The 16,781-nt window shown below is 72.8% G+C and carries 15 protein-coding genes; 9 read left to right on the forward strand and 6 right to left on the reverse strand.

The window, feature by feature from the left end; genetic code table 11:
• Window positions 1–374 precede the first annotated feature (374 nt).
• Window positions 375–848, forward strand: coding sequence for an NUDIX hydrolase (locus ACZ5GH_RS34010; protein WP_387757226.1), 474 nt, complete (start codon window positions 375–377; stop codon window positions 846–848).
• A 122-nt stretch (window positions 849–970) separates the two neighbouring features.
• Here ACZ5GH_RS34010 and ACZ5GH_RS34015 read toward each other — a convergent pair whose 3' ends face one another.
• A complete protein-coding gene (locus ACZ5GH_RS34015; protein WP_387757228.1) occupies window positions 971–1,963 on the reverse strand; it encodes an Lrp/AsnC family transcriptional regulator in 993 nt (330 codons plus the stop codon).
• Between the two features lie 207 nt (window positions 1,964–2,170).
• Between ACZ5GH_RS34015 and ACZ5GH_RS34020 the strand changes: the two genes are divergently transcribed.
• Complete coding sequence (locus tag ACZ5GH_RS34020; RefSeq protein WP_464336921.1) at window positions 2,171–3,808, forward strand: MFS transporter; 1,638 nt, start codon at window positions 2,171–2,173, stop codon at window positions 3,806–3,808.
• A gap of 127 nt (window positions 3,809–3,935) precedes the next feature.
• Here the strand turns inward: ACZ5GH_RS34020 and ACZ5GH_RS34025 are convergent, their stop codons facing one another.
• The 5 genes from ACZ5GH_RS34025 to ACZ5GH_RS34045 form a co-directional block, all read right to left on the reverse strand.
• Window positions 3,936–4,439, reverse strand: a complete 504-nt coding sequence (locus ACZ5GH_RS34025; protein WP_387757230.1) for a GNAT family N-acetyltransferase — start codon at window positions 4,437–4,439, stop codon at window positions 3,936–3,938.
• Entirely contained in the window at window positions 4,433–4,918 is a 486-nt protein-coding gene (locus ACZ5GH_RS34030) for a rhodanese-like domain-containing protein (protein ID WP_387757232.1), read from the reverse strand. Before ACZ5GH_RS34030 ends, ACZ5GH_RS34025 begins: the two co-directional genes overlap by 7 nt.
• A gap of 158 nt (window positions 4,919–5,076) precedes the next feature.
• Window positions 5,077–5,517 carry a VOC family protein gene (locus tag ACZ5GH_RS34035; protein WP_464336225.1) on the reverse strand — a complete coding sequence of 147 codons (441 nt, stop codon included), beginning with the start codon at window positions 5,515–5,517 and terminating at the stop codon, window positions 5,077–5,079.
• 521 nt (window positions 5,518–6,038) lie between these two features.
• Complete coding sequence (locus ACZ5GH_RS34040; RefSeq protein ID WP_464336922.1) at window positions 6,039–6,905, reverse strand: LURP-one-related/scramblase family protein; 867 nt, start codon at window positions 6,903–6,905, stop codon at window positions 6,039–6,041.
• Between the two features lie 228 nt (window positions 6,906–7,133).
• Entirely contained in the window at window positions 7,134–9,218 is a 2,085-nt protein-coding gene (locus ACZ5GH_RS34045) for a carbohydrate binding domain-containing protein (protein WP_464336226.1), read from the reverse strand.
• Between the two features lie 360 nt (window positions 9,219–9,578).
• Between ACZ5GH_RS34045 and ACZ5GH_RS34050 the strand changes: the two genes are divergently transcribed.
• From ACZ5GH_RS34050 to ACZ5GH_RS34080, 7 genes are all read left to right on the forward strand, one after another.
• Window positions 9,579–10,604, forward strand: coding sequence for a LacI family DNA-binding transcriptional regulator (locus tag ACZ5GH_RS34050; protein ID WP_464336227.1), 1,026 nt, complete (start codon window positions 9,579–9,581; stop codon window positions 10,602–10,604).
• A 568-nt stretch (window positions 10,605–11,172) separates the two neighbouring features.
• Window positions 11,173–12,396: a sedoheptulose 7-phosphate cyclase gene (locus tag ACZ5GH_RS34055; protein WP_464336228.1), complete on the forward strand. Its 1,224-nt coding sequence runs from the start codon at window positions 11,173–11,175 to the stop codon at window positions 12,394–12,396.
• Window positions 12,397–12,445: 49 nt separating this feature from the next.
• Window positions 12,446–12,853 (forward strand): cupin domain-containing protein, encoded by a 408-nt coding sequence (locus ACZ5GH_RS34060; protein WP_387757243.1) that lies wholly within the window; start codon window positions 12,446–12,448, stop codon window positions 12,851–12,853.
• On the forward strand, window positions 12,850–14,151 hold the full coding sequence (locus ACZ5GH_RS34065) for an aspartate aminotransferase family protein (protein ID WP_464336229.1): 1,302 nt from the start codon (window positions 12,850–12,852) through the stop codon (window positions 14,149–14,151). The genes ACZ5GH_RS34060 and ACZ5GH_RS34065 overlap by 4 nt, the downstream gene beginning before the upstream one ends.
• Window positions 14,148–15,164, forward strand: a complete 1,017-nt coding sequence (locus ACZ5GH_RS34070; protein ID WP_464336230.1) for an ABC transporter ATP-binding protein — start codon at window positions 14,148–14,150, stop codon at window positions 15,162–15,164. The genes ACZ5GH_RS34065 and ACZ5GH_RS34070 overlap by 4 nt, the downstream gene beginning before the upstream one ends.
• Window positions 15,161–15,976 (forward strand): ABC transporter permease, encoded by an 816-nt coding sequence (locus ACZ5GH_RS34075; protein ID WP_387757248.1) that lies wholly within the window; start codon window positions 15,161–15,163, stop codon window positions 15,974–15,976. Before ACZ5GH_RS34070 ends, ACZ5GH_RS34075 begins: the two co-directional genes overlap by 4 nt.
• Window positions 15,973–16,779, forward strand: coding sequence for an ABC transporter permease (locus ACZ5GH_RS34080; protein ID WP_387757250.1), 807 nt, complete (start codon window positions 15,973–15,975; stop codon window positions 16,777–16,779). The genes ACZ5GH_RS34075 and ACZ5GH_RS34080 overlap by 4 nt, the downstream gene beginning before the upstream one ends.
• The last annotated feature ends 2 nt before the right edge of the window (window positions 16,780–16,781 follow it).

The following is a 16,781-nucleotide window of genomic DNA, read 5'->3' on the forward strand; positions in this document are numbered from 1 at the left end:
CCGGGCGGACGAGGCCGATCGGCGCGGCGCCCGCCCCGGCGACCGGCCGTCGACGGCCTCTCGACCGTAACCCCGGGCCGCAGACCGCGCCGCCGGACGCCGCCCTCCGGCCGCCCCCTCCTGGGCCCCGCCCGGTGCGGTGGCGCGCGCGCTCCGGCGCTCACCAGAACGCCGGCACGCCCGCGCCGGTGCCCGGCACCCGCGGAGCGGCCGACAGCGGCCGGGCGCCCACGAGCGTGACCGGGAAGCCCGGCGGGGAGGTGCCGGCGGCGGGCAGGACGGCGGCACGGGTGGCGGAGTTCCGCAGGCGACCGGACGGCCAACCCGTGCTCGGGCCCCGGAGGTTGGGATAGGGTCCGTCGGGAAGTGCGGGGATGAGCTTCCGGTTGGCGGCGTATGCCGTGTGCATCGAGGACGGGCGGGTGCTGATCGCTCGCCACGTGTCGCCCGGGGGCGAATCCACCTGGACTCTTCCGGGCGGCAGGGTCGAGCACGGAGAGGATCCGTTCGACGCCGTGATCCGGGAGGTGGCCGAGGAGACGGGCTGCGACGCGGTGGTCGAACGTCTGCTGGGCGTGGATTCCAGGGTGATCCCGGCGGCCGAACGTGCCGTCCCCGGCGGACCCGACCACCAGAACGTCGGCATCTTCTACCAGGTCCGGATCGTCGGCGGCCGGCTCCGGCCCGAGCCGAACGGCGAGATCGCCGAGTCGCTCTGGACGCCGATCCCCGATGTCGCCGTTCGGCGCCGGTCATCGCTGGTCGACATCGGCCTCGGCCTGGCGCAGACGCTTCCGGCCACCGGCCACGTCGCTCCTGTCCCCGTCGGCGGCCTGGTCCGGCACTGAGGCCACCACCGACCTGCCCCGGCCCGGCTGTCCGTGCCGGGGCACGGTGTTCCGGTCAGGCACCCCCGGCAACCGGCGACGCCGCGCCGCAGCTCCGGCGGCGACAGGTCGGTGCGCTCGCGTCATCCCGCCGTGGGGTGGACCAGCCGTCCGTGGTGGATGAGGGAGACGGACTGCTTGAGGCGGCGCGCGCGGACGCTGATCTCGTAGCCCCTGATGCCGTCGACGCCGGCCAGGCGGCCGCTGAGGTAGCGGTAGAAGGCGGGGGTGTCCTCGCAGATCACGACGGCCATGAGGTTGTGCCGGCCGCTGGTGGCCGACACGAAGGCGCATTCGTCGTGCCGGGCGAGTTCCTCGCCGATCCGGTGGAGTGCGGGCAGGTCGACCTGGAGCCAGAGGATGGCGTTGAGTTCGTAGCCGAGGCGTTCGGGCAGGATGTCGATGCCGTAGGTGAGGGAGCCGGTGGCTTCCAGGGCCTCCAGCCGGCGGGCGACGCGGGCCGCGGACCAGCCGGTGGCCTGCGCCAGGTGGGTGTGGGAGGCGCGGCCGTCCTCCGCCAGGGCGTCGAAGAGGGGGCGGTCCTCGTCGGTCGGGGCGAGCGGCGGCCCTGCGGGTGCGGGGCGCTGTGCCGCCAGCTGTCGTGCCTGCTCGTCGGTGAGGGACTGTCGGCCGCCGGCCCAGCCGACCGTTCCCGGGGGGCGGAAGGGGTGGATGAGGAGGTCCAGGCTCATGTCGAGGATCGAGGCGGCTTTCGGGAGTTGCCGCAGCAGGACGTCGTCGCGTCCGGTGCCGGCGGCCGAGCGGATGGTGCAGATGATCTCCGACCCGCCGGAGGCGATGCTGGCGTAGCCGACCTCGGGCCTGCGGGCGAGCGATTCGGCGACGGGCCCGGCGGCGTCCGGGCGGCACCGCAGGCGGGCGATCCAGTCCGCCCGCCCGTGGGCGGTCGGGTTGCTCAGCCCGACGACGCGCATGACCCCGGCGCGGCGCAGCGCGTTGTAGCGGCGGGCCACGGTCTGCTCGGACACCCCGATGATCTCGCCGAGGCGGCGGAAGGAGGTACGCGGGGCGCAGTAGAGCCCGTGGATGATTTTGCGGTCGAGGTCGTCGTGCACGGAGGAATGGTCACACATCGGCGGGGCGCCGTGGAGGTTTCCACACACCTGCCGAGATCGCTTGCGGGTTTCTCGACCGCCTGGGTGAGGCTGGTCCGCGCCCACACAGCAGCCGGTGCCCGAGCGGCATCCCGCAGTCGAAGGAACCACTCCGTGAACTCCGCAACGGTGCAGCGCCCAGGAGCCGGACGAGGCGTCACGCTCGTCATGGCCTGCCTGGGCGTCTTCGTCGCCTACCTTCCCGTGACCACCGTGTCGGTGAGCCTGCCGGCGATCCAACGGGCGACGGGCGCCTCGACCTCCCAACTGTCCTGGGTCTCGGACGCGTTCGTGCTGCCGATGGCCGCGCTGATCCTCACCACCGGGGTGTGGGGCGACGTCCACGGCCGCAAGCGGGTGTTCCAGGCGGGCATGGTGTGCTGCGCCCTGGGCGCGGCCGTCTCGCTGGCGTCGGACTCGGTGCAGGTGCTGTGGGTGGGCCAGGCGGCCTCCGGTCTGGGGGCGGCGGCACTGCTGCCCACCACGCTGGCCCTGATCAGCCACGCGGTCCCCGACCACCGGGAGCGGGGCAGGTTCATCGGCCTGTGGGCGATGTCCATGCTGGCCTCGCTGGCCGTGGGGCCGCTGATCGCCGGATCGCTGCTGGAGCACGTCGGGGTGCGCTGGATCTTCCTCCTGCCCGTCCCGGTGTCCCTGGTCGTGCTGGTCGTCGCGGCCTTCCTGCTGCCCGACTCGAGGGCGCCGCACGGCCGTCGGCTCGACTGGCCCGGGCAGATCAGCGCGGCCGTGGCGGTCACCGCGGTCGTCTACGGCGTGATCGAGGGCGGCGCCGACGGCTTCGGTACGCCCCACGTGGTGGCGGCGCTGGTGCTCGGCGCCGTGGGCGCGGTCGCGTTCGTCGTCGTGGAGCGGCGCAGCGGCAGCCCGATGCTCGACCTGGCCCTGTTCCGCAGCCCCGCCTTCGCCGCCACCTCCCTGGTCGCCATGATCAGCTTCCTGGGGCTGATCGGCTTCTTCTTCGTCCTGAGCCTGTACTTCGGCCTGGTGCAGCACCTGACCACGCTGGAGGCCGGACTGCGGCTGGTCCTGGTGTCCGGGACGTCCCTGGTCGTCGGGGTCCCGGTCGGACGGCTGATGCACCGGGTCTCCGCCCGGGTCATGATCACCACCGGCCTGGTGGTGATGGCGGGGTCGCTGCTGTCGCTGACCGGCGTCGACGCCGGCACGTCCTACGGGTCGATCGCCTGGCGCCTGGTCCTGCTCGGCCTGGGCGTGGGCGCCGTTCTCACCCCGATGACGGCCTCCGCCGTCTCCTCCGTACCGCACCACCTGGCCGGCATGGCCGCCGCGGGGAACAACGCCTTCCGCCAGGTCGGCGGCGCCCTGGGCCCCGCCGTGCTCGGCGCCCTGCTGACCACCCGCGCCCTCGACGCCCTGCCCGGCCGCCTCGCCGACGCCGCGGTGCCGACGGAGGCGGGCGGCCGCGTCCTGGCCGTCGCCCGGGACCAGGGGCTCGGCGCGGTGGCCGGGCTCGACCTGGGGGCCGCGACCGAACCGGCGCTCACCGCGCTGGGCGGGTCCTTCCTGGACGGGCTGCGGCTCTGCCTGGTCGTGTCGGCCTCGCTGGCCCTGCTGGCCGCGCTGGTCTGCGCCGTCCTGCTGCGCCCGGCCGCGGCGGGCGGGCGGTCCTCTGCCGGAGCCGGGCTTCCGCCTGCCGGGGTCCCTTCCGCCGGCGGGCTCCCTTCCGCCGCCGGTGACCCGGCCCCGGTGCCGCGGACCGCCGCTGCTCCCGCCCACGCCTCCATCGGCGGCACGCCCGTTCCAGGGGCGCGGCGCACACCGTGACACCGGGCACGCCCGGGGCCTGCCGCCCGGCGTTCCGTCGGGCGGCAGGCGGGCGTTTCCGGGGAGACCGGGAGGGGGCGTGCCCGGGGTGGTGCGGGGCGGTCGGCTTCCCGTGCGCCACCGCGGTTCACGCGGGCCCGGGGAGTCCATCGGCTCCCGGGCTGGTGGGGAGCGAGAACCTGACCTTGGGCCGGCCCCGGGCCCCGGCGCGGTGGTAGAAGCGGATGGCGTCGGTGTTCCAGTCGGGCGTCTGCCACTGGACCTCCGTCGCGCCGCTGGCCGCCGCCGCTTCCCGCACGGCGTCGAGCAGGGCGCGCCCCCAACCCTCTCCTCGGAGCGCCTCGGTGATGAACAGACAGTCCAGGTGGACGTAGTCGGTCGCCTGCCAGGTGGAGAACTCCTGGGAGTAGGTCGCGTAGCCGGTCAGCTCACCCCCGTGGTCGACGACGAGGCACCATGCTCTCGGACGCGCCGAGAACAACACGCTCTCCAGACGGGTGGCGAGGTCGGCGGCCACGGGTTCGGCGCGCTCGAAGGCGGCGTGGAGGGCGCACAGGCGGGCTATCGCCGGTAGGTCGGCCGGGGTGGCCGGGCGGATCGCGCCGCCCGGCCGTGCCGTGTCGCTCAGCACGCGCAGGAGATGCCCGACCGCGGGGCGGTCAGGTCGTCGACGGGGCGCTGCTCGGTGCCGGCGGCCGAGTCGTAGGCGAAGCCCTCGCGTACCCAGTACTCGAAGCCGCCGAGCATTTCCTTGACCTGGTAGCCGAGGCGGGCGAAGGCCAGCGCCGCACGGGTCGCTCCGTTGCAGCCGGGGCCCCAGCAGTAGGTGACGACGGTCCGGGTCGGGTCGATCAGCCGCGGTGCGAGGTCGGCGATCTGCGCGGTGGGGATGTGGAGGGCTCCGGGGATGTGGCCCTGGTCCCAGGCGACGTCGCTGCGGGTGTCGACCACCACGATGCCGGGGGCACCGGACGCCAGGTCGGCGTGGACGTCGGAGACGTCCGCTTCGAAGGCGAGACGGGCGGCGAAGTGGGCGGCGGCCTCGGCCGGGGTGGCGGCGGGCACGCTCCGGACGGCGCCGGCGGTCTCGGCGGAAGCGGTGGCGGGCATGGGGTACCTCGCGTTCTTGCTGGTGGGGATGGGGCCGGTGCGCCGCTCCGGGTCCTCCCGGTCGGCGACGGCTCCATCCTCCGGTGCCGCAGGCCCATCCCACGAGTGGCGTGAATGCCATTGGTCGCCAAGATTCCGCCAAGGGGGGTCGAGGCGTTTCAGCGCAGTTGCTCGGCCAGTCCGACGATGATCCCCGCCGGGCCGCGGAGGTAGCAGAGCAGGTAGCTGTCCTCGAACCGGGCGATCTCGCCGAGGAGTTCGGCGCCGTGGGGGCGCAGGCGGGCGACGGTGTCCTCGATGTCGTCGACGGCGAACATGACGCGGTGGGTGCCCAGGACGTTGTGCGGCCGGTCACGCGGCCCGGCGTCGATGAGTGCGGGGCTGAGGTACCTCGCCAGCTCCAGCCGGCTGTGACCGTCCGGGGTCCGGAGCATCGCGATGTCGCAGCGGACGCCGTCGAGCCCGGTGCACCGGTCGGCGAAGGGGCCCTCGACCTGTGCCCTGCCCTCCGGCTCCAGGCCGAGTTCCTCGAAGAACGCCACGGCGGCGTCCAGGTCCTCGACCACGATGCCGACGTTGTCCATCCGCTGAATCGCCATGACGATTCCTCCGCTTCTCCTCGCGCGGCCGGTGGTGGCCGCTGACGTCCCCGGGACGGAGCCGGCGACGCGTTCTCGACATCCACGGTCCGCCGGGAGCCGACGAACCCCCGGCTCTTCCATGCTCGCCCGACGGTGCGCCGCGCGCGGGACCGGTCCGGGCGCGCGGGCCAGGACGGGGAGGGGGACGGGCGGACGGCAGCGCGGCGGGACGGTGGGAGAGGCGGTTGCGCCAGGTGCGGGAGGAGTCGAGGGGGCCGATCGGCTGAGCCGGAACGCGGGAGCGGGCGAGCGGCGGTGTCCGTGGCCTCCCGCGACCGCGGTCCGGGCGGTCCGGGGCGGCCCGGGCGGTCCGGGGCGGTCAGGGCGTCGGGGGAGCGGGGGAGTGGGAAGCCGGCCGGGTCGACTTCCCACTCCTCGGCGCCGAGAGCAGCCGGGGCCGCTCCTGCCGCGGTGCGCCGAGCACCCCCGGAAGCCGCTCAGCGAGCGGCACCTGCCGCTGGGCGGCGTACGGCCGGTGCTCAGCCGAAGCCGCGGGCGTCCTGCTTCAGCGCGGTGTCCACGGTGAGCGCGGTCGCCACGACGAGGCTGATCAGCGGGTCGGGGAGCGGGCGGTGGATCTGCAGCACGTAGTTGTCGGCCGTGGTGAACATCGTCTTCGCCAGGCCTTCCCAGGTCTTGGTGATCCGGGCGACCTCGGTGTCCGTCGCGTCGACGATGGAGAAGTTCCAGGCCCGCCAGTTCTCGGCCTTGATGGCGCCGATCTTCTGACCGCCGACCTCCAGCGCGAAATTGATCTTGCCGATGGCGTTCTGCTGGATGATCTGGCCGACCTCCTGGCCGTCCGGACGCTGCACGATCACCCGCGACTTGATGAGCTTCGCCGGGCGGGTCAGCAGCAGCACCGGAGTGCCGTGGGCGTCACGGATCTCCAGCTTGTGGGTCAGGTACTGGTCGATGGAGAAGAGCAGGCGCACCAGCTTGCGCAGACCGCTCTGGCCGACCTGGACCACCGAGCCCAGCGTGGCGCCCTGCTGGTCGAAGACCGCGTACTCGTTGGTCAGCTCGATCAGCTTGGCCTTCTGGTTCACCACCAGAACGGGCTCGGAGAAGAGGGTGCCGCCGCCACCGAAGACGGGCCCGACGCCCGCCTGGTGCTGTACCTGGCGCTGCACCTTGGCGGCGCCGCCGGCCGGAGCGGCCGGCTGCCCGGGGAAACCGGGGGTGTTCGTGTTCTGGGACATGGCGGGCAGGCTAGGGCCAACGCTCCGCGGGGAGCCAGATCGTTTTCCACCGCCCCCGGGTCCGCCCGGGGCTTCGCGTCGCGAATTCGGCCTGCGGGCGGGGGCGTTGCGACCGGCAGCCGCTTCTCCTCGCGTCGAACGGATGTGGCCGAAGTCACATCGACGCGTCCTGTGCCGGTCCCGCCGGTGCCGACAGCAGGCCCGGATCAGCCGCTACCCGCAACGAGGCCAACGCCCGAGAGCCGACGGCTCGTCACGGCGAGCACGGTTGCAGTACCAGTGGCCGGCGGGCAACGGCGGCTCCCCGGAGCCGCGCCGGACGGGGGAACCGGGCCGGCCCTGCGACGAGGGCGGGCCCGGTCCTCGTGGCGATCAGTTCCGCCAGGAGTCCGTCAGGCCGACCCTGCCGTCGGCGGGGACGGTGGCGGTGCGGTTGGCGCCGGACTCCCAGGTGACGTTGCCGGCGGCGTCCTTGCGGACGTACTTGTACTCGAAGGAGGTGCCGGCGGGCAGGTCCAGGTCGAGCTTCCAGACCGGGTAGGCGGCGGGGTCCAGCTTGGCGCCGGCCGCCGGGGCCCAGCCGCCGAGGACGGGGAGGCTCCCGACGACGTAGACGTTCTGGCCGGGCACGGTGGTGGCGTTCACGGTGAACGAGGCGCCGGTGGCGGCCTGCTGTCCGCCGCAGGGATCGCCGGGCGCGGTGACGCCGGCCCTGACGGTGGTGCTGCCGGTGCCGAGCGTGTAGTCGGCGCCGTTGTTGTTGTCCCAGGTCCCGGAGCCGTTGTTGAAGGCGGCCGTGAGGGTGGTGGCGGATCCGAGGGCGATCGTCTTCCTCACCCAGCCGGTGCAGGCGGCGTCCATGGCGACGCCGGGCGAGGTCGTCCAGCTGCCGTTGCCGGGGCGGTAGTGGAGGTCGTAGGCGGTCCAGTTCTTGTCGGTGCTGTAGTAGACCGTGGCGGTGTTCCCGCCGGGCGTCGGGGTGACGCCCGCACCGACGTGGAGGGCGACGGTGTCGTTGGGGCCGACGGTCGCGGTGAACCTGCCGCCGGCGTCGACGGCGTAGGTGGTGCCGGTGCAGCCGGCGGTCGCGGTCGGGTCTCCGTGCTCCACGTCGCAGTAGGTGCCGGGCGGCAGCGAGGTCTGGAACGTCCGGGTGATCGGTCCGCCGCCCCGGTTGAGGGCGACGTAGGCCTTGTCCCCGCGCCCGAAGCCGATGGCGTTGCCGCCGTCGTCCCACCAGTCGGTGACCGGGGTGTCCCCGGCGGCGTTGCGGAAAGCGACCATGTTCGCGATCTGGGGCCAGGCGTGCTGGCATTTCCAGCCGTCGCGGTAGCACGAGTCGACGGTCCCGCCGTCGGGGGCGCCGGCATCCCGGTCGGAGAACTCGTAGCCGGAGTGCACGGACGGGGTGCCGTAGGGGTGGGCCAGCATGAAGACCTGGGCGAGGGTGTAGGCGGCCCCGTCCTTGTAGTTGAGGCCGGAGCCGTTGCGTTCGGTGTCGTGGTTGGTGACCATCACGCCGGCCTTCGCGGAGGGCATGTAGCCCCAGGCCTCGCCGAAGTTCTTCAGGTAGGAGAGCTTGTCGGTGGTGAAGATCCGCTTCAGGTCGGTGGTGTAGCGGAACTCCTGCACGTCGCCGGTTGCGAGGTACTCGGTGGGGGAGACGGCCTCGTTGGCGCCGTGGACGGCCTCCTGTACCCAGTAGACGTTCGGCTTGGTGAGTTTGGCGCGGATGGCCGAGAGGTCGGTGGCCGCGATGTGCTTGACGGCGTCCATGCGGAAGCCGTCGGCGCCCAGCGAGATCAGGTCGTTCAGGTAGCCGGCGATCCGGCCGCGGACGTAGTCGCTGCCGGTGTTCAGGTCCGCCAGGGAGGGGTTGCCGGTGTCCCCGAGCTCGCACTCCTGGATGTTGTAACGGTCGGCGTAGTTGCTGCCGATCGGGCGGCGGCAGCCGTGGAAGTCCTGGTCCTGGTAGAGGCCGGGGTAGTTGTACTTGGTGTACTGGGTGTCTCCGGTGCCGGTGCCGGAACCCGAGGTCATGTGGTTGACGACCGTGTCGACGATGACGCCGACGCCCGCGGAGTGACAGGTGTCCACCATCTGCCGGAAGGCCGTGCGGTCGCCGAGGGGCCCGGCGATCCGGTAGCTCACCGGCTGGTAGGCGGCCCACCAGGCGCCGCCCCGGATCCGCTCCTGCGGCGGCGACACCTGGACGAAGCCGTAGCCCTTGGGGCCGAGCGTGCGGCTGCACTCCCGGGCGATCGAGTCGAAGTTCCATTCGAACAGGACGGCGGTGACCTTCTTGCCGTTCGAGCCCGTCGGCACGGCGGACGCCGACTGGGCGGGAGTCGCGAGGGTGGTGGCCAGACCCAGGGTCAGGCCGAGCCCTGTCAGTGCCGCGACCGCGCGGCGCTGCGTCCGCCGCCTCGTGGCGGCGGCCAACCGGACCGTACTCATGCGCTCTCCTTCGGGTGGGGGGCGGCTCCCGACGTGGGGTGCGCGGGAACCGGAAGGGGGCCGGGCGGGCATCCGGGATCGACCGGATGAAACACGACTGAAAGATTTCTGAAACCTTTCAGCCGGGTGGCAACCCTAGGTGGGTGGGCAGCGGCCGTCAATGCCGCAGGATCGATCAACTCATGGCGTTTCGAAGGAAATTGGGCCGTGTGCCGCCGTCTCGGCCGGGCGCGGCGCGGAACGGACCGGGGACCGGCGGCCCAACCGGTGGCGGATCGGCGGCCCGGACCGGGGGAGGTGGGGATCGATGCGTCACGGCATGGTGGGCAGCCCGACGGAGGTGCCCTACTCTCGGTAGCCATGACCACGGCGCGACTTTCGGACATCGCGGCGCAGGCGGGGGTGAGCGAGGCCACCGTCTCCCGCGTGCTCAACGGGAAGGCGAACGTTTCCGCCGCCACCCGGCAGACCGTGCTGGCGGCGCTCGACGTGCTCGGTTACGAGCGGCCGGCCCGTCTGCGTCGGCGCAGCGCCGGGCTGATCGGTCTGATCACGCCGGAACTGAGCAACCCGATCTTCCCCGCGCTGGCCCAGGTGATCGAGCAGGTGCTCGGCCGGCACGGCTTCACGCCGGTGCTGTGCACCCAGACGCCGGGCGGGTCCACCGAGGACGAACTCGTCGACATGCTGGTCGGCCGGGGCGTGGCGGGCATCGTCTTCGTCTCCGGGCTGCACGCCGACACCACCGCCGACCACGACCGCTACAACCGGCTCCGCCGCCGTCAGGTGCCGTTCGTCCTCGTCAACGGTCACAGCGACCGCGTCGAGGCCTCCTGCATCTCCCTCGACGACCGCGCGGCCATGCGCATGGCCGTCCGGCACCTGGCCGACCTGGGCCACCGGAGGATCGGACTCGCCATCGGGCAGAAGCGTTTCGTCCCCGCCGTCCGCAAGATCGAGGGCTTCGTCACCGCCGTCCACGACATCGTCGGCATGATGAGGGAGGAGGCGGCCCACCTCGTCCACCAGACCCTGTTCAGCGTGGAGGGGGGACATGCCGCCGCGGGCGTGCTCCTCGGCAGGGGCTGCACCGCGATCGCCTGCGGCAGCGACATGATGGCGCTCGGTGCCATTCGCGCAGTGCGGCAACGGGGCCTGTCGGTTCCGCGGGACGTGTCGGTGGTCGGCTTCGACGACTCGCCGCTGATCGCCTTCACCGAGCCGCCGCTGACCACGATCCGCCAGCCGGTCGAGGCGATGGCGACCGCGGCCGCCGATGCCCTCCTCGAGGAGATCAGGGGCAATCCGGCCCCACCGGGGGAGTTCGTGTTCCAGCCGGAGCTGGTGATACGCGGCTCCACCGCGACCTTCCGCGGTCCGTCCTGACCTCTGCCGGAGCCTCCCGACACGACCCCCGGCGTGCGTCAGCCGGTCTGCCACCAGCAGGTGCTGTCGGCCGGGAGCAGGACGTCGCCGGCCTCCCCGACCGTCGGCGGTTCGGCGGAGGAGAGCAGCAGGGGGCCGAGCCCGTCACCGGCGACGCGCGCCGGCCGCCGGTGGTGTTGACGGTGCAGACCAGCGCGACCCCCTCCCGCTCGCTGCGGAAGGCGAGGACCCCGGGAGCCGGGTCCAGCCATTGGAGCGAACGCCCCGCGCCCAGGGCCGGATGGGTCCGCCGCACGTGCAGCGCACGGCGGTACAGCTCCAGGACGGACCGCGGATCGCCACGGACGCGACGACCGACCGGTCCCGTGGGGCACGCGCTCGACGCGACGTCACAGGACGCTCGTGCGCGGTGACCCCGATGCTTCCATTCGACTCCGAGTGCTGCAAGGGCTTGCTGAAAGTTTCTGAATGCCCTTGCCGCGCGGGCCGATCGGCTGTTTGACTCTCGATCAGTTGCACGCAGTCGACAGTCGGTCCGCTGGATGGTCCGGCAGATCCGGGGAGTGTTGTGGCGAAGCAGGCGGCAATGGCCGGGCCCGGCGTGGAGAGCGACGACGGGGGTTTTCGACTCCTGTCACCGGAAGGGACGTCGTACCGCGTCGACATCACCGACGGAGTGCTCGCGTCGGCCAACCCGCTACTGGCGGAGTACTGCGAGGGGCGCCGGGTGGTCGCCTTCCTCGGCCCCACCGTCGACCGGCTCTACGGCCGGCAGGTGCGCCGCTACCTGGCGGCCCGCCTCGCGCCGGGCACCTGGAGCGTGGTGACGATCGGCGGCGGTGAGGCGCAGAAGACCATGGAGTCGGTCGAGAGGATCTGTGCCGAGGCCAAGGCCGCGGGGCTGGACCGGCGAGGCGTGATGATCGCCGTCGGAGGCGGCGTCACCTGCGACACGGTGGGCTTCGCGGCGGCCGTCTACTGCCGGGGCGTGCGCTACATCAAGGTCAACACCACCCTGGTGGGCCAGGTGGACGTCGGCGTCGGCGTCAAGACCGGGGTCAACGCCCTCGGTACCAAGAACATGCTGGGGGCGTACCATCCGGCGCACGCGTCGATCAATGATCCGGCGTTCCTGCGGACGCTGCCGGAGCGTCAGATCCGCTGCGGCATGGGGGAGATCGCCAAGATGGCGATCATCAGGGACGCCCGGCTGTTCCGCGCGCTGGAGGAGTTCCCCGAGGTCTTCAGGCAGCCCTGCCCGGCGCCCGCCCGGCCGACCGCCCGCGCCGGCGGGTGGAGCGTCGAGGACCACGTGCTGCGCACGTCCATGGCGCTGATGCTGGAGGAGCTGTGCCCGAACCTTCGGGAGCACGACCTGGCACGGCTCGTCGACTTCGGGCACACCTTCGGGCCGCTGATCGAGACGGCCAGTGACTACCGGATCGCCCACGGCGAGTCGGTGGCCATCGACATGGCGCTCTCCGCCGAACTCGCCCGGGTGCTCGGCCTGATCACCGCCGAGGACTGCGAGCGCGTCGTCCGGCTGATCTCCGCCCTCGGCCTCCCCGTCCACGATCCGCGGACCTGCACGCCCGAACTGATGGAACGGGCCCTGCGGGCGTCCTGGGAGCGCCGCGGGCGCCGGCTGCACCTCGTGGTGCCCGACGGGATCGGCTCGGCCGTCTTCGTCGACGACCTGGAGGACGTCCCGGCCGCCGCCCTGGAGGAGGCCCTGGACGCCCTGGCCGTCCGACCGACAGCCCTGCCCGGCCCGTTCGCCGCCGCCCGTTGAGGGCGGCCGCAGGAGTCCGCACCCGCCCCAGCCGACAGGAGCCCCCGACATGAGTACCGCCGAACCGCCACCGGCCCGCGCCGTGTCCCGCAGCAGGGTGTCCAACCTGCACGACGGACTCCTGCGCGGGGTGTCCGCCGACCACGGCGGAACCGGCACGATCCTCGCCCACCGGGCCTACCGGCGCGAGGGTGCCCCGGCTCCCGTCGCGTTCATCGATCTGGTGGTGCTGCCCCCGGACACCTCCATCGGCCGGCACCGGCACGCCGACGACGAGGAGACGTACGTGATCCTGGACGGCCGGGGCCTGATGACGCTGGACGGTGAGGAGTTCGAGGTCCGGGCGGGGGACGTCATCCCCAACCGCGCGTACGGCGAGCACGGCCTCGCCAACGTCTCCGAGGGGGACCTCCGGTTGCTGGTCTTCGAGATCGGTCCGCTGGGCGGCGCGGAGTGACCGGCCCCCGCCAGCTCGAACTGCTGGCCCGCGAGGCCGCCCACCTCTCGCCGGGTGCCTCGGAGGAGTCCGCGGCCGGCCGCCGGGTCTTCGTGGAGGGCAGCGGTGCCGTCCTCACCGACCTGGACGGCAACCAGTACATCGACCTCGCCGCCGGGACCCTCACCCAGTCACTGGGCCACTGCCACCCCGAGGTGGTCGCCGCGCTCACCGAGCAGGCCGGCCGGCTGTGGAACGTCCACGACGCCGCCACCGCGGGCCGGGCCGACCTGTGCGAGCTGCTCGCCCGCCTGCTGCCCGAACGACTCGACACCTACGGCTTCTTCTCCACCGGCGCCGAGGTCGTCGAAGCGGCCCTGCGCGCCGTCCAGGCCGTCGCCGAGCCCGGCCGCAACCGGATCGGCGCGCTGCGCCACGGCTTCCACGGCAAGACCCAGGGCGCCCGGATGCTGGTGCACTGGGACATCGGCAACCAGGCCCACGCGGGCAACAGCATCCTCGGCTACTCGCCCTACTGCTACCGCTGCCCGCTCGAACTGGAGTACCCGTCCTGCGACGTGCGCTGCGCCTCACTGGTGCGGCGGCACATCACCGAGAAGGCCAACGTGGCCGCGCTGGTCTTCGAGCCGGTGCTCGGCGCGGCCGGTGTCATCGTGCCGCCTCCCGGCTACTGGGACCGGATCGCCGACAGCGCCCGGCAGAACGGAGTGCTGCTGGTCGCCGACGAGGTGCTCACCGGCGGCGGACGCACCGGGAACTTCCTGGCCAGCACCGGCTTCGGCATCGAACCGGACCTGGTGGCCCTCTCCAAGGGCATGGCCTCGGGCTTCCCCTTCGCCGTGCTGGCCGGCCGCCAGGAGGTGCTGCGCCACCCGAGCGCGGCCAGGGCCGGCTCCACCGCGTCCACGTACGCGAACAACCCGCTGGGCATCGCGGCGGCGAAGGCCACCCTCCAGGTCGTGGCGCGCGACACCCTGGTCGAGCAGGTCCGCGCGCTCGGCGAGCTGCTCGACGACCGGCTCGCCGAGTTGAAGTCCCGCTTCGAGGTCCTCGGCGACGTCCGCGGCCTGGGACTCCTGCACGGGCTGGAGTTCGTCCGCAGCAGGGAGAGCAGGGAGCCCGCCCCCGAGACCGCCCGCGCCGTCTACCTGGCAGCCCTGGACCTCGGACTGCGCACCTCGCTCGGCGGCCACGTCATCCGGCTGGCGCCGCCGTTCACCATCGACCGGGCCCTCCTGGAAGAAGGCGTCACCCTCCTCGGGCGGGCCCTGGAGCAGGTCACGGAGGCCGGCCGGTGATCATCGCGGAGAACCTGGTCAAGGAGTTCAAGGTCTACGAGCGCAGACCCGGCCTGCTGGGCAGCCTCGGCACGCTGTTCAGCCGGAAGCACCACCTCGTGCGCGCCGTCTCGGGGGTCTCCTTCAGGATCCCGCCCGGTTCCAGGGCCGCCTACATCGGTGCCAACGGCGCGGGCAAGTCCACCACCGTCAAGATGCTGACCGGCGTCATGACCCCGACCTCCGGCCGTTGTCTGGTGGCCGGGCTGGAACCGTACCGGGAGCGCCGGCGCAACGCCGCCAACATCGGTGTGGTGTTCGGCCAGCGCAGCCAGCTCTGGTGGGACCTGCCGGTGGCCGACTCCTTCCGGATCCTGCGCCGCATCCACGAGGTCCCCGACCCGGTCTACCGGCGCAACATGGCCCTCTACCGCGAACTGCTCGACCTCGACTCCCTCGGCACCACCCCGGTGCGCCAGCTGAGCCTCGGGCAGCGGATGCGCGCGGAAGTGGCCGCGAGCCTGCTGCACGACCCCGCGGTGGTCTTCCTGGACGAGCCGACGGTCGGTCTCGACCTGGTGCTGAAGGAGGCCGTCCGGGAATTGGTCAACCGCGTCAACGTGGAACTCGGCACGACCGTCATGCTCACCAGCCACGACATCGGCGACATCACGTCGATCTGCGACCAGGTCCTGGTGGTCAACCGGGGCGAGGTGGTGCACCAGGGCACCGTCCACGAACTGCTGCGGGCCACCGACACCCGGGCGGTCGTCTTCGAGCACCAGGGTTGGCCGGCCCCGGCCCAGGCGATCGCCCTGATCGAGGACCGGCTGCCCGGTGCGACCGCGCGCCAGGTCGAGGACGGACGGATCAGGGTGGAGTACCCGACCCGGCGGTCCTCCGCCCGGGAGGTGATGGCCTTCCTCCTGGAGCACTTCGACCTGACCGACTGCGTCGCCCCGGAGCCGGACCTCGAAACGGTGCTCCGACGGATCTACACCGGCCGGCCCGAGCCCGTGGAGGTGGCACCGTGACGGGCGTCGGCGCGCTGCGCCGCTACACCCCGTTCGCCTCCGCGAGCCTCCAGGGCCTCCTGCGGTACCGCTCCACCTTCCTCGTCAACGCCGTCACCGCGACCGCCGCCGTCGGCCTCCAGGTCTTCCTCTGGCGCGCGGTCTACGCCGGTCGGAGCGGCGCGCCGCCCGGCGGGTACCACCTGTCCGAGCTGACCACGTACGTGCTGCTGGCGCAGATGCTGGCACTGCTCCAGGCGAGCCGGGTGGACGAGGAGGTGGCCGGGGAGGTCCAGCGCGGGGACATCGCGGTCTCGCTGCTGCGCCCGGTCAACCACCCGCTGGCCCGGTTCGCGGCGGGCCTGCCGGTCTCGCTGGCCAACGCCGGCGCGGTCGCCCTCCCGGTGGTGCTCCTGTACGCGCTGCTGCTCCCGCTGTCCGCGCCGACCTGGGCGGGCGTGGTGCTGTTCGCGCTGTCCACCGGGCTCTCGGTGGTGATCGGGTTCGGCGTGAACCTGCTGGTCGGCCTGGCCGGATTCGTCACGACCAACATCTGGGGCGTGCGGATCGTCAAGGACAGCGTGGTCGCGTTCTTCGCCGGCCAGGTCGTGCCGCTCGCCCTGATGCCGGGGCCGCTGGCGGCCGTCGCGCGGGTGCTGCCGTTCCAGGGACTGGTCGACGGCCCGCTGCGGCTGCTGCTCGGCCACTACCGGGGGCCCGCCGAAGCCGCCGGGATCCTGGCGCTCCAGGCCGGCTGGGCCGCGGTGCTGGTCGCTCTGGCCGCCCTCGCCTGGCGAGGTGCCGTCCGCCGGGTGGAGGTGCTGGGCGGATGAGCCCCGCCGCGACCGCAGCCCGCTACGCCCGGCTGACCTGGCACCTGAGCGCGGTCAGCCTGCACCGGCTGACCGAGTACCGGATGGACTTCGTCCTCGGCGCGGGCGGCCTGCTGCTGCGCGTGGGCGGTCAGCTCGCCGTGGTCGGGATGGTGTTCCGGCAGGTCCCGGAGATCGCCGGGTGGAACTTCCACCAGGTGCTGTTCCTGCTGGGCTTCTCGTTGCTGCCGCGAGGCCTCGACCGGCTGTTCACCGACCAGTTGTGGATACTGGCCCGGCGGCTGGTGCAGTCCGGCGAGTTCCACCGCTACCTGATCCGACCGGTCCACCCGCTGTTCGCGCTGCTGTCCGAGCGCTTCCTGTACCCGGACGGCTTCGGTGAACTGGTCACCGGTGCGGCCGTCACCTGGTACGCCGCCGATCAGCTCGACCTCGGGGCGGACGCCGGCCGACTGCTGCTGGTCCCGCTGCTGGTGCTGTGCGGCGCGCTGATCCTCGCCTCGATCAAGACCGCGTTCGCCGCCCTGTCCTTCTGGACCACCAACAGCTTCCCGGCCCTGTACGCGGCCAACCAACTGGGCGACTACTCCGGTTACCCCCTCGACCTGTACCACCCGTCCCTGCGGTGGCTGCTCACCTGGCTGCTGCCCTACGCCTTCACCGCCTACGCCCCCGCGTCCTTCCTGCTCTTCGGCCGGACGGACCTGCTGCTCTGGCTTCCGGTGGTGACCGCCGCCCTGGTGGCACTCGCCCTGCTGGTGTGGCACCGGGGCGTCGACCGCTACGAGATGACCGGGAGCTGAAC

This window comes from Kitasatospora sp. Xyl93, from assembly GCF_055383135.1.